The sequence below is a fragment of the Arcticibacterium sp. genome (genome assembly GCF_055134445.1).
In genome coordinates, this window is the sequence record NZ_JBSRVI010000143.1 from 18,979 (window position 1) to 31,407 (window position 12,429).

The following is a 12,429-nucleotide window of genomic DNA, read 5'->3' on the forward strand; positions in this document are numbered from 1 at the left end:
GCCATGAAAAAAACATTAACATTAGTATTATTTTTTATCAGTACATCCATTTTTTCTCAGCAATTTGAAGGTAAAGTATTAGACGAAGATGGTTTCGCCATTCCAGAGGTTTCTATTCGTATATTGGGACAAAACAGGTATTCCAAAACAGACTTTAATGGAAAATACAGTATTGATAAGATTGCTTTAGGAGATAGCATATCATTCAGTATAATAGGGTTCACCCCCAATATTATAGCTTATAATGGGGCGTCAGTCAGAAACATTACGCTTAAAACGTCTGCCATTTCGTTAGCTGGAGTAGAGGTAAAGCCAGAAATGGATGCGATGCAAATTTTTGCAGATGTAAACCTTCAAGTTAACCCAGTCAATTCTTCTCAAGATTTATTGAGAATGGTACCTGGTTTATTTACTGGTCAGCATGCTGGAGGAGGTAAGGCAGAACAAATTTTTCTAAGGGGTTTTGATATTGACCATGGTACTGACCTTAATATTTCTGTAGATGGCATGCCCGTAAATATGGTCTCCCATGCTCACGGACAAGGTTATTCAGACTTACATTTTGTTATTCCAGAGACTATCGAGGGCATAGCGTTTTCAAAAGGAAGCTATAAGGCAGACCAAGGTAACTTTGCAACTGCTGGTAGCGTAGCTTATAAAACCAAAGAAAGGATTGATAACAGCTCTGTCAGTTTGGAATATGGAAGTTTTAACCATAAGAGAGCTTTAGGATTGTTTAATTTAGTGGCAGATAAGTCGTCTAAAAGTCAAGCCTACATTGCGTCTGAATATATTTATAGCGACGGGCCATTTGTGTCTCCACAAAACTTTAACAGGTTTAATGTGATGGGAAAATGGAATAATCAAATATCAAACTCTGCAAAATTAGAAGTGACTGGGTCTTATTTTACCAGCAAATGGGATGCATCTGGACAGATTCCTCAAAGAGCGGCAGATTCGGGTCTTATAACCAGATTTGGTGCTATTGACGATACAGAGGGAGGAAACACATCCAGGGCAAACGCCTCCGTGACCTATCATCAGTCTTTGAGAAATAAAGCGTCTTTGATGTCGCGAGTTTTTTATACCAATTATGACTTTATGCTCTTCTCTAATTTTACATTTTTTGCCAACAATCCAGTTAACGGAGACCAAATAAAGCAGGCGGAGAATAGAAATTTATTCGGTTTTGAGACGTCCTATAATAAAGAATTTAAAGGATTTATATTAAACGCCAATGGAGGTATAAGATCAGATTTCATTAGAGATAATCAGCTTACAAGAACCGAGAATAAAACCACTATTTTAGATTATGTGTACTATGGAAATATAGACGAAACCAATTCTTATTTAAATCTGAATACGGTGTTTAATTATGGTAAGTTAAGCGTTATTCCAGGTTTGAGAGTGGATCACTTCTATTTTAACTATAATGATAAACTTACAGACGATGGCATGGGGAATTCCCAACAAAGCTTTTTATTAAGCCCAAAATTGAGTTTTATAATTCAGCCGAATGAAAGCATCCAATTTTTCTTAAAAACCGGAACGGGTTACCACTCCAATGATAGTAGGGCTGTCATTTTTAAGGATAATCATCAAGTTTTACCAAGGTCTTACGGTGCAGATTTGGGAACTGTTTTAAAACCCAATAGCAAAATCATTCTGAATGTCACATTATGGGCTCTTAATTTAGAACAGGAGTTTGTTTATGTAGGAGATGAGGGAATAGTGGAGCCCAGTGGCAAAACGAATAGATTAGGAGCCGATTTTGGTTTCAGGGCTCAACTTACGCCTAGTGTGTTTTTTGATTCAGATATTACATATTCTTACGCCAGAAGTAAGGATGAACCATCGGGAGAAAACTATATTCCTTTGGCACCAGCCCTTACCTATACTGGAGGGTTTGCTTTCACAGCTTGGAAAGTTTTCTCTGGTGGAATAAAAACGAGAATTTTAGGTAAGAGGCCAGCAAACGAGGATTACTCCATTACGGCAGATGGATATTGGATTACAGATGCAAACGTGAATTATAGTTTTAGAAAATGGAAGTTGGGTTTCAATATTCAAAATCTCTTTAATAAATCCTGGAATGAAACTCAATTTGCTACTACATCAAGATTGAGGAGTGAGTCTAACACCGTTGACGAAATACATTTCACGCCAGGTGCACCTATTTCAATAAGAACAAGTCTTTCGGTAAGGATTTAATACCCCTTTATTCTGCATAAGTTTTCCCCAAGACGGGGAAGGTTTTCCCATTTGATACTGTTGTTTAAAGATTTTCATGAAGGAATAGTTATTTCTGTCTCTTCTATGTAACGGAAGAGTATGTACGATACTCCGCTAAAAATTGTTAAACTAAAAGTAAATTAAATGAAAAAGCAAAGTAAAATTGTAGCAGTAAGTGTTCTGGCGTTGTCTGTTTTGGCGTTTTCATGTGAAGACAACGGGTCATCACCAAAAGGAGACATCAACGATCCAAACGAACCACAAGGCAGCTTAAGTTTTAGTATTACGGATGCACCTATTGATCAGGCTGATGTATCTGCTGCTTTTGTAACGGTAACGGAGATTAAGGTGGATGGAAAAACCTTTAGCGGTTTTAAAGGGCCTAAGACGGTAAACGTTTTAGAGCTTCAAAACGGTAACTCTTTAGCTTTAGGGGAAGGTAACGTGGCAGCGGGTTCTTATACAACCTTGGAAATGGTTATTGATGCAGAAAAAGATGCAGCAGGTACTGGCCCTGGCTGTTATGTTTTAAAAACAGATGGTACTAAAGAGAAGTTGGAGTTGGCATCCAAAAGTGCGACTTCAATTACTATGAAACCGAGCAATTTCAAAATTTCGGAAAAGGCCAACACAGAAATAATAATGGATTTTGATTTAAGAAAGTCTGTTAAATCTTCTGGAGGAGATTATTCATTTGTGTCTAATAATGAATTGAACGCTGCAGTACGAGCAGAAAACAAAGCGATGACGGGTGCAATCAAAGGTAAGATTGAAAATGCAGCTGCAGCTAAGGTTGATGTGGTAGTGTATGTTTATAAGAAAGGATCGTTTAATGCCAGTACCGAAACTAAAGGTCAAGGAAGCAGCAATATTAAATACGCCAATGCCGTAACCAGTGCAATTGTAAAGGCCGATGGCACTTTTAAATTATCTTTTTTGCCAGAAGGTAACTATGAGATTCAATGTGATAAGCCTGAACAAAGTGATTCTGGCTTAGGTTTAAGCACGCTTTTGGATATTAATAGCAGCATGGATTTAAGTAATGTAGGTGTAAATGCTGGTGCAGAAACTAGCCTTTCTCTATCACTTAAATTAACTGGCGTACTTGGAGGAAACTTAGGTTTGTAAAAAGTGTATAGCTAGAGGGTTTAAAACGACTGTCAATTTTGACGGTCGTTTTTTTTATGCAGCAAATTGTCCCGCTCTGAAATGGTGTTAGGTGAATTTATAAAGAAAATCCAGTCAACGCTTGTCAACTGGATTTTATAAACTAGCTCAAAAAGAGCCTAGCACTTGAACCTTATAAGGTGCAACTATTTAACTTCTTTCTTAAAGCCTTCATCAATTTTAATGGCCAAGATAAATTCTGCAACGGCCATTTTGGCTTCCTCAGAAAGGTAATCTTGTGGAGGCATTTCAGGATAATCTTCTCTAAGGTTTAAAGGTTTATTAATGTAGTCTACTATACCTTGAGGGTTTCCTTTATGTATCATTTGAATGTACTCCGTTGGTACTCCAATCAATCTAGTTCCCACTGCATGGCAGCCAGCACATACGCCATAATAAGTTAACTCACCTAACTCTTCTTTTGATACAGAACGAGGTGCCACTGGAGCAGGTGTTCTCATGGTCGGTATGTTCTTTGTGTCTGTTATTTGGGCTATGCCGTAGCTAGTGATACCGAAAGTTCGGAACTTGTTTTTGTCTCTTATAGTACTGCCAACCCCACCACCAAAAGCGAAAATATCCGGTCCTTTACTGTCCATTTTAGTCAGCATAACGGCTTTTATTTCTCCAATTGGGTCGTTACCGTTGTCATACATTATATTGTCCAAAATTACCACACGGTCTGGGTTGCCTTCTGAGTTCGGGTCATTTGCTTTAGGGGCACCAGTGGCTAAATCCACAATCGTAATTCCCGTGTTATTATTGCCAGTAATAATGTTGTTTTCTACGATAACATCATCCGCGGCCATAATTAAAATACCTGTTCCCTTAGGAATTCCAGATACCGTAGAGCCTGGAGCTCCAAAATTCTCATGATTATTATTGACCACAAAATTGTTTCTCAGGATCACGTCAAAAGTGGTCTTGATAGGTAATCCTGGTGTTACAAAAGCCAATATACCACCGGTATTATTATGGGCATAATTGTTTTCTACCAAACAATGCCTAGAATTTTCAATTTCAATGCCAGCGACATTGTCAAAAACCTCATTATGCAGGACGTCTACATTATCGCACATACCTACGTAAATGGCGGCATCCGCTATCTTGCTAACGACGTTGTGCTCAATAAGACCATTCTTGCCATATTGAGGGAAAATGCCATAGACCCCAGTGTCAATAATCCAGTTATTTCTAATAACAAAATTATTTCCTGCCTGCCCCATAATGCCATTTCCCTTGTAATTGATGATTTTGAAATTTTCTATCAAAATACCGTTTCTGGAATACAGAAACGCATCATTTATTTTCTTCTTACCATCCAAAGTTGGCCATTCTCCATTAATTACCACGCCTTGCATGCTGATATCATCTTTGTCAATAAAAACATTCTCGGAATAAGTTCCTGGAAAAACTCTAATCAAATCTCCTGGTATGGCTCTTTCCACTGCTTTTTGAATAGAACCTCCTTTTTTTACTTCTATAATATTGCCGGTAAAAGTTTTGTTTTGAGTTAATTCTATCCCTTCTCCAGAAAGACCGACATTTCTGTATTGCATGCCCATAGGCACAGGAACAGATTCGCCGCTATAAGAAAAGAAGGATTTACCTAAAAATACACCAAGTGTTAAAAGGGCCAATCCGCCCATAATTTTGAATAAGGTTGATTTCATTTTGTATTAGTTTATGTTAAATAGAAGGTTTTAGGCCAGAAGGTACCTTTACTGGAATTTTTGGTAAAAAAGATTCGTCGGTTAAAGTTTTTAGAAAATCTACAAGTCGGTCTAGTTCGTAATCGCTTAAATTAGGTTCCCAAATATGCCAATGAATGAGGAGGTTTTCGCCTTCGGGAACGGCATGGCCACGACCTTGTGTATAAAACGATACGGTTTCTCTCAAAGTGGAAAAGTTGCCCGAATGCATATATGGAGCTGTTTTTTCAATATTCCTTAAGCTAGGGACTTTAAAAGCACCTCTTAATGTACTGTCATTTTTAGGTATTTGGGCACCAGGATCTAGTGCCAAACCATTAGGTTCTGGGCTGCCGATTACGGCAAACTCCTGATTGGTGAAAAGAGGAGGCGTATGGCACTCTGCACATCTAGCCACAAAAGACCTAAAAATGTTCATGCCTTCTTTTTCATTACTACTTAGGGCATCGTGATAGCCGTGTGCATATCGGTCATATTTGCTATTTAAAGAAATCAACGAACTTTGAAAAGCCGTTATCGCGGTATAAATCTCTTTTAACCCAATTTTCGCACCTTCCTTTTGTGGGAAAGTATCAGCAAATAATATCTTGTAGCTTTCGATCTCATTGATGGTTTTCAAAAGATTTTCAGGTGTATTATTCATTTCATCTTTTGCAAATAGCGGATCCTCTATTTGATCCTCTAAGGAACTTGAACGACCATCCCAAAATAGGGTTCTTAAATAGCCTACATTCCAAAGAGATGGCGTAGCCCTTTGTAGCTTTTGATTTTCATTACCGATACCCGTAGCCATTCCATCACTAAAGCCTTTGCTAGGCTGATGACAAGTGGCACAGGACATGGTACCATTACCAGAAAGAACGGGGTCAAAAAACAATAATCGACCTAAATCTATTTCCTGCGGAGAAAAACCTTCTCTTAATTCTGGTAATCCGGTTTGAAGCCCTCCCACTCCTTTATTGTTGGGAGAATCATATTGAAGGTATAAATTTTGTGAAATACATTGGTTTTGCTCGTTGAGCTTAAATCCTGGAGGACAATTCTCATTTAATTTAAAACCAGCCTCAGGATTTTCGGTAAGGATTTCACCTAAAACAGTTGAATTATTCGGCCATAAAAAATACAAGGTAAAGGCCAATAATTGCCCCACGATACCTGCTTTTAATAGGATGTTTCGCTTGTTCATTTGAATAATCATCGTTTCTTTTCGAAACACTAATTAAACGGTAACATTAGCGAAGATTAAATTTTTTGAGGATTTTGTTACAAAACGGTGCTATACTGTGACTAATGGGACAGCTTTAATGCCAATGCTTCTTCAAAACTTTCCTTATAGCCTAGGGAAACAGGTACAGTTTCATCGGAAATATGTTTTACGATGAGCTCATATCCTTTCCTTGTTTTTTTGAAGGAAGAAATCATGTGTATGTTCACTAGATAGGATCTGTGAATTCTGAGAATATTGGAGTTTTTGATAATGGATTCCAATTCTTTTAAGCTAATTCTTACTAATTCTTTCGTGGCTTTTTCACCTTTTAAATAATAAATGTCCACATAGTTTCCAGACGATTTGAGGAGGATTATTTGGTCATATCGTATGGCCAAAAGTACTTTGTTTGTGTCTGACTTTATACTCAACAAAGCAGGGCTCTTATCTATATAATTGTTTAGTGAAGGCTCATAGGATAAAAATGTATTTTGCCTTCCGGCCAAGAACCAGACAGACAAAAGATAAGGTCCCGCCAAAATTAGAAAAACGAACTTTAGCGTTACTAAGAATTCTCCTATTTTTTGGTCGAGAGTTGTGTATTCTACACCATATATGAAGTAGAGTAAAATGGTTATTGAAATAAATTCTAAACCTGCCAAAAGTATCATTTGGTGCAGCCTTAAGTGTTTTAATCCAAGAAGGTATCTTAACAGGAATTGGGAGGTGAATGATACGAAAGTGCCAATTATTACATATTCAAATATATTACCGCCCCATTCACTCATGTTAAAAGGGGAGTAGACGCTTAAAAAAATGGAAGTAAATACGGTTAGAAAACCAATATGGAAAAGCTTGTTTCTGGTAGAATCCAGATAAGGGGCTTTTTGAAAGAGTATGTTGATGATTGCCTTCATTTAGTATTACTAAACTAAAGGTAATATAAATGTCAATATTTTAATTATTCAATCGCTTGTGATTAAAAAATAGAAGAATATGGACTCAGAATGTTTTAACTAAAAATCCTTCTTTTTTGCTTTTAGGACAATAAACCAAGCTGGAATAACCACCCATAAACTTAGAATAAAAGTGGAAGCCAGCATTCCTAAATTTGTTCCTAAAAACATTTTGAAAGTTGCTCCCGTGTATCCAAATAAGGCGGAAATATCCAGTTTTAGTAAGATAAGAATTCTGGAAAGGTCGATGGGGTTAAAGACCGTAGCCACTAAGGCAAACTTGTCAATAGGGTAGTCGTCAAAAACCAAAAGCGTAATAAGAAAAATGCCATCATAAATTACAGCCAAAAACAACCAAAGAAGGATGGCATAACCAAAGCCTTTAATCTTGTTTTCGTTAGAAAGTGCAATAAGATAAGCCAGGGCCACAAAAATGAAAGTTAGAAATGCTCCTATGAGGAGTAGCGAGCTAAAATTCCAGATGGCAGTAGATTCTAATACGCCGTATGCTAAGAAAGGTATACCTAGACCCAACACTAAACTCAGTGTAAGGGAGAGTGATAAACCTATGTATTGCCCTAAAAAAAGTGTAGAGCGTTTGATGGGTTGAGCTAGCAGAAGTTCTGTAAATTCTTTGGAATCGTAATAGTGCATCACACCAAAAACAGTACCGACCAAGGGCGTAAGTACTACAATAATATTCATCAGTGTAATAATGGCCTTTGAGACATCATTGTTCAGGAAAAGCATCACGAATCCCAATGCCAAATAGAACAGAAAATACACATAACTCCACCTGCTACGTATCAAATCGGAAAAGATATATTTGAAGATTTTAAACATTTTTTGGAGTTAAGATTTTTGCAATGGCATGTTCCAGATTGGTTTGCCCTGTCTTTTTTCTAAGTTCTTCAATAGTGCCTTTGAAGTAGATTTTACCATCTAAAATGAAGACAATTTTGTCAGCCACTTCTTCCACAAAACTGATAATATGGGAAGTGATAAGGATGGTTTTCCCTTTATCCTTCTCTTTTTTGATACTGTCTTTCAGCTGAATGAGCGAATAGGGGTCAAGGCCAGATGTGGGTTCGTCCAGAATTATCAAGTCGCTGTCAAACATAAAAGTTAGCAGAATATTGACTTTTTGCCGGGTACCCCCAGAGAGGTGACCAAGTTTTTTGTCAAGGTGGCTTTCTAATGCAAATTTTGAGATAAGACCTTCATGCGAGACCGCCTTTCCCCTAAGGTCACTAATCATCTTGATTAACTCCGCAACAGTAAGATTTGTTGGGAAATTAGCGATTTGAGGAAGATAGTTAATATTTTTACGGTAGGCATATTGCTTCAGCACGTTAGTTCCGTCTATTTCAATAATTCCTTTATCAGGAATAACCATTCCCAGCATACTTTTTATAAGTGTGGTTTTGCCCGATCCATTTGGTCCAAGTACGGCAAATATCCCTCCCGTTTTTATCTCTAAATCTAGATCATCTAGCACTTGGACTTTCCCAAAGTTTTTGCTTAACCCTGCTATTTTTATCATCCTATTTTCTTCATTAAGGGTTTAAAATCCATCAAGTTGTCTGGAGTGAAAACTGGCGACACTTTTTCTGAGAAATTTAGAATCTCCATGAAAAGGCTTCTCAGTAATAAGATGGTTTCTGGGGTTCTATTTACGATGTATGAAAAGAGTTTAACAGGCCTGAAAGGCACGTCGCCTACGCCATCTTTAGCTAAATCGTAACCGGTGTAAGAGCTCCAATAGTTGCCATCAAAAGTGTTGTCGTTCATTTTACTGTTATAAGACACATCAAATGAATTATTAAGAAAATTGTTTCTTTGGAAAACATTGGCGTAGCATGCTCCAGATATTTTGATGGCCCAGCCGTTGCTTATAAAACTGTTGTTTTTGTAATTGATTCTGGTACAACCTTCAGCATTTATACCCACTGTGTTTTTCTCAATAATATTGTCTTCAATTTCTGCATCGTAAATTTCTTTCAACAGTAAACCATACGAAGCCGAACCCCAGTTTTCGTGAAACCGATTATGGGTCATTTTGATGAACTTTGAAAACATAACGGCTACACCAGCACCGTTTTTAGAGAATGTATTGTAATGGTATTCATCATTGTTTGAAAACATGAAATGTAGCCCGTAACGCAGGTTATCATAGGACTTATTATGAGTTACTTTACTATGAGTTACAAATTCAAAGTAAATTCCATCTCTTAAATTATGAAGTTCGTTTTTGTCAATGGTGAGGCTGTCGCAATACCATGCGTGAATGCCATTGCCAGAAGCCGCCTCTAAGATGGCACTGCTAGAAATGTGATTGTTTCTAATGATTCCGTTGTTAGATTTTTCTATCAATATTCCAAAGAAGACGTTCTCAAGCGTAACGTTCTCAATCAAAAAATTCTTAGACTTTGAGATATAGATGGCCGCAAAATCCTTTGTGAAGCTCTTTCCAATATGAGTAAGCCTTAAGTTTTTGATTTTTACCTTATTTGATTTTATCAAAATGCCATAACCTTTGGATTCTACGTCAATCTGAGGATTTCCTATTCCTATAAGCGAAATGGCTTTGTCAATCAGGATATCGTGCTCAAAATATTTGCCATCTTGAATTTCAAGTATATCTCCATCTCTAGCCATATTAATCCCTTTTTGGATCGACTTTACAGAACATTCATGGCAGATTTTGATAGTTTCTGCATGCAGGCTTTTCTGAGTAAATAGAGCTAATGAAATTAGGAAAAGGATTCTAGACATAACTTATAAAATAAATCTTAGTCCGGTATTTAATGTGAAAGTCTCGTTCATAAAGATGCCCGAGTTATGTTGAAATATGGGTAAGCCAATTTCGCCCGTGGCTAAGATACCTTTGGTAAGTGTAAGTGAGTTAACACCAGCAAAAGCTCTTATGGTTTGTCGATTATAGTTTGAACCATTTGCTGTAGGTACCATCATAGGCATAAGTTCTCCATCTTTGCCATCTATGGGGTCGTTTATGGTAGCATTTATTCTTAGCGAGGTGCTAAGCCTACGAGTTAGTGCAAAGCTTGTCCAAAGGTTGGTTTGGTGTAAGGCTCCTAAGTTGTAGTCGTACTCATTCTTACCCATTCTGAAAGTGCTCAGGTGCTGAACACCCCATGAGGATTTCTTTCTTGAGCCTCGTAAAGTACCACCCAAAGTAGCATCATAAGTACCAGAACCTAGCTGCATAGCATAAGGGAGTTTGGCACTTTCGTTTAAGGGTGTTTTATCTCTTTTGGAGATACTTCCAATAGGTATGCTAATTCCAGTGTTCAAATGAAATGAGTGATTTTCTTTTGCAATAAGGCCAATTAATGCACTCAGATTAAGGTCGCCAAAACCGGAAGCTTTAGTGTCAAAAGTATGGAGCATAGGCATGCCTTCCATCTCCATTTTATGGGTAAGGTTCATGGTGTTAAGCCTGTAGTTTTGCATGGCCATTAGTGTCAATTTGTCTGAAACGGCATACATAGCACTAATCATAAACATTTGCATATTCATTTTCCGAGGACTTACCATATAGTTGGCAAAAACCATTTCATTATCGATTAATTTGCTAGCAGACCTGTTACCGTCCATAGGCATGGTCATGTATTTAACGGATAGCATTTTTCCGCCTTTTGGGTGAAGGTGGTCTCCCGTTATTCCAGTTGGCCCGTACATGTCAGGTCTAGATGAATGATGGTGATGAGACGCTGATTTACTTCCAAATTTTGAACTCTCAAAACGCTTAAGAAGCGTAGTCCAATTCATCACTTCGCCATCTTGAACAGACTGTGCTGCTTTTTCGGTGCTGTATGCTGAGATGTTGGCACCCATTGGACTTGGAATCGTAGCACTTTTTAAATAAAAGGCATAAGTAGCATCGAGCAGTTTACCGCTTTGGTAGTCTGTTACTTGCAGTTTTTTTGCTTCTGGGTTGAGTTTGATATAATTGACTAGGCATTCTGCTGCGTCAAAAGATATTTTAGTATTTTTTACTTCAGCGTATGCTATAAACTTGACGTTAGAAATGTCCATTTTACACAAAGAACAAGCCGACTGTTTTTGGCCGAAAACACTAATTGATAGAAGGAAGAAGAAGAGTAGTTTGATCGCTTTCATGAGAATTAGATTAAAACTGTTTTTGTACATCTTCCCAATTATAGAGCGAACCTTCATGTTGATTCTGGAGCTTTTCTGCTTCTGCATCAGAACTCAAAGCAGACAGAAAGCCACCCATCGGGCTGGGTAAGTTTTTACTTATTATAAATGTGGCTTTTGTTGCTGTTAGGAAAGTGTTGGGTTCATTAAAGTCCATGACCAAATACATCGCTATATCTTCTGGTTTTTTTTCTTTGTTGTCACGAATCATGCATTCTATAGAATCGTATTTATATACTTTTCCTTTTTTGCTCACTACTTCAGCCGCATGCCGCTGATCTATTATGTTCATCTTGCAGGAGTGACAAGCATCCTTGCCGTAGTAGATCTCTTTAGGTTCTATGGCACAAGACCAAAGAAAAATTGCAATCATAATGGTTACTAGATTTCTCATGACTCTTTTTTACCTACAAAAAATGCGATGAACGAAAGAAGCATTCCTGTGAATAACATATATGCTCCAGATCGGGGGTAGGAATATGCCACAAAATTTAGAATAGTTTTGGTTCCTAGTAATGGAGGTTGGTAGGCTAGCGGAGTCCCATCTGGATTCTGAAATTTAATGGCCGCGTTTTCTCTAAGTGTATGGCCGTAGTCGTATTCCCAAAGGTAGAAATCGTACATGCCGGCTGTACCTAGCAAACACATTATGATAAACCAAGCCAAATACCATTTGTAATTAAGTTTGAAGGCAATAATTAGCCCTAGCACCATCATTGCTATGATTACGTAAGGGAAAATTTTAAATTCGGGCAATACCTCTGGAATATCTTTCATACCCACATAATGGTTCATGATATTGATATTCTTGATGTCACTTGGATTCATGTCGGCTATTTTGTTGATATGAATATTCATACCGATGGCCTCTGGATATTGTGGAGCTTCTAAGGAAATATTCCAAAGTGGTAGCACAAAAAGACCACCAAGTAGTAGTACACCTACTAACATCAAAATCTTTGACTTTTTCATT

The 12,429-nt window shown here is 37.6% G+C and carries 11 protein-coding genes; 2 read left to right on the forward strand and 9 right to left on the reverse strand.

Annotation, left to right across the window (positions count from 1 at the left end; genetic code table 11):
* The first annotated feature begins 3 nt into the window (after positions 1 to 3).
* Together ACTBZY_RS18465 and ACTBZY_RS18470 are read left to right on the forward strand one after the other, a co-directional pair.
* Positions 4 to 2,211 carry a TonB-dependent receptor gene (locus ACTBZY_RS18465; RefSeq protein WP_463047839.1) on the forward strand — a complete coding sequence of 736 codons (2,208 nt, stop codon included), beginning with the start codon at positions 4 to 6 and terminating at the stop codon, positions 2,209 to 2,211.
* A gap of 165 nt (positions 2,212 to 2,376) precedes the next feature.
* Entirely contained in the window at positions 2,377 to 3,360 is a 984-nt protein-coding gene (locus tag ACTBZY_RS18470) for a DUF4382 domain-containing protein (protein WP_463047840.1), read from the forward strand.
* A gap of 185 nt (positions 3,361 to 3,545) precedes the next feature.
* Here the strand turns inward: ACTBZY_RS18470 and ACTBZY_RS18475 are convergent, their stop codons facing one another.
* The 9 genes from ACTBZY_RS18475 to ACTBZY_RS18515 form a co-directional block, all read right to left on the reverse strand.
* The gene (locus ACTBZY_RS18475) at positions 3,546 to 5,072 is read right to left on the reverse strand and encodes a parallel beta-helix domain-containing protein (protein WP_463047841.1); all 1,527 of its coding nucleotides are present in this window, start codon (positions 5,070 to 5,072) and stop codon (positions 3,546 to 3,548) included.
* Positions 5,073 to 5,088: 16 nt separating this feature from the next.
* Positions 5,089 to 6,297, reverse strand: a complete 1,209-nt coding sequence (locus ACTBZY_RS18480; protein ID WP_463047842.1) for a cytochrome-c peroxidase — start codon at positions 6,295 to 6,297, stop codon at positions 5,089 to 5,091.
* Between the two features lie 101 nt (positions 6,298 to 6,398).
* Positions 6,399 to 7,235, reverse strand: a complete 837-nt coding sequence (locus ACTBZY_RS18485; protein WP_463047843.1) for a LytR/AlgR family response regulator transcription factor — start codon at positions 7,233 to 7,235, stop codon at positions 6,399 to 6,401.
* Positions 7,236 to 7,334: 99 nt separating this feature from the next.
* A complete protein-coding gene (locus tag ACTBZY_RS18490; RefSeq protein ID WP_463047844.1) occupies positions 7,335 to 8,117 on the reverse strand; it encodes an ABC transporter permease in 783 nt (260 codons plus the stop codon).
* Entirely contained in the window at positions 8,110 to 8,817 is a 708-nt protein-coding gene (locus ACTBZY_RS18495) for an ABC transporter ATP-binding protein (RefSeq protein WP_463047845.1), read from the reverse strand. The genes ACTBZY_RS18490 and ACTBZY_RS18495 overlap by 8 nt, the downstream gene beginning before the upstream one ends.
* Entirely contained in the window at positions 8,814 to 10,049 is a 1,236-nt protein-coding gene (locus ACTBZY_RS18500; protein ID WP_463047846.1) for a nitrous oxide reductase family maturation protein NosD, read from the reverse strand. Before ACTBZY_RS18500 ends, ACTBZY_RS18495 begins: the two co-directional genes overlap by 4 nt.
* 3 nt (positions 10,050 to 10,052) lie before the next feature.
* Positions 10,053 to 11,417, reverse strand: a complete 1,365-nt coding sequence (locus tag ACTBZY_RS18505) for a nitrous oxide reductase accessory protein NosL (RefSeq protein WP_463047847.1) — start codon at positions 11,415 to 11,417, stop codon at positions 10,053 to 10,055.
* Positions 11,418 to 11,427: 10 nt separating this feature from the next.
* Positions 11,428 to 11,850: a nitrous oxide reductase accessory protein NosL gene (locus ACTBZY_RS18510; protein WP_463047848.1), complete on the reverse strand. Its 423-nt coding sequence runs from the start codon at positions 11,848 to 11,850 to the stop codon at positions 11,428 to 11,430.
* Positions 11,847 to 12,428, reverse strand: coding sequence for a hypothetical protein (locus ACTBZY_RS18515; protein WP_463047849.1), 582 nt, complete (start codon positions 12,426 to 12,428; stop codon positions 11,847 to 11,849). Before ACTBZY_RS18515 ends, ACTBZY_RS18510 begins: the two co-directional genes overlap by 4 nt.
* Position 12,429: the final 1 nt, after the last annotated feature.

Bases quoted from the DNA above. Each gene is read 5' to 3' on its own strand.
- ACTBZY_RS18505 (WP_463047847.1), bottom strand. From the start codon at position 11,417: ATGAAAGCGATCAAACTACTCTTCTTCTTCCTTCTATCAATTAGTGTT.
- ACTBZY_RS18510 (WP_463047848.1), bottom strand. From the start codon at position 11,850: ATGAGAAATCTAGTAACCATTATGATTGCAATTTTTCTTTGGTCTTGT.
- ACTBZY_RS18475 (WP_463047841.1), bottom strand. From the start codon at position 5,072: ATGAAATCAACCTTATTCAAAATTATGGGCGGATTGGCCCTTTTAACA.
- ACTBZY_RS18500 (WP_463047846.1), bottom strand. From the start codon at position 10,049: ATGTCTAGAATCCTTTTCCTAATTTCATTAGCTCTATTTACTCAGAAA.
- ACTBZY_RS18495 (WP_463047845.1), bottom strand. From the start codon at position 8,817: ATGATAAAAATAGCAGGGTTAAGCAAAAACTTTGGGAAAGTCCAAGTG.
- ACTBZY_RS18515 (WP_463047849.1), bottom strand. From the start codon at position 12,428: ATGAAAAAGTCAAAGATTTTGATGTTAGTAGGTGTACTACTACTTGGT.
- ACTBZY_RS18480 (WP_463047842.1), bottom strand. From the start codon at position 6,297: ATGAACAAGCGAAACATCCTATTAAAAGCAGGTATCGTGGGGCAATTA.
- ACTBZY_RS18485 (WP_463047843.1), bottom strand. From the start codon at position 7,235: ATGAAGGCAATCATCAACATACTCTTTCAAAAAGCCCCTTATCTGGAT.
- ACTBZY_RS18470 (WP_463047840.1), top strand. From the start codon at position 2,377: ATGAAAAAGCAAAGTAAAATTGTAGCAGTAAGTGTTCTGGCGTTGTCT.
- ACTBZY_RS18465 (WP_463047839.1), top strand. From the start codon at position 4: ATGAAAAAAACATTAACATTAGTATTATTTTTTATCAGTACATCCATT.
- ACTBZY_RS18490 (WP_463047844.1), bottom strand. From the start codon at position 8,117: ATGTTTAAAATCTTCAAATATATCTTTTCCGATTTGATACGTAGCAGG.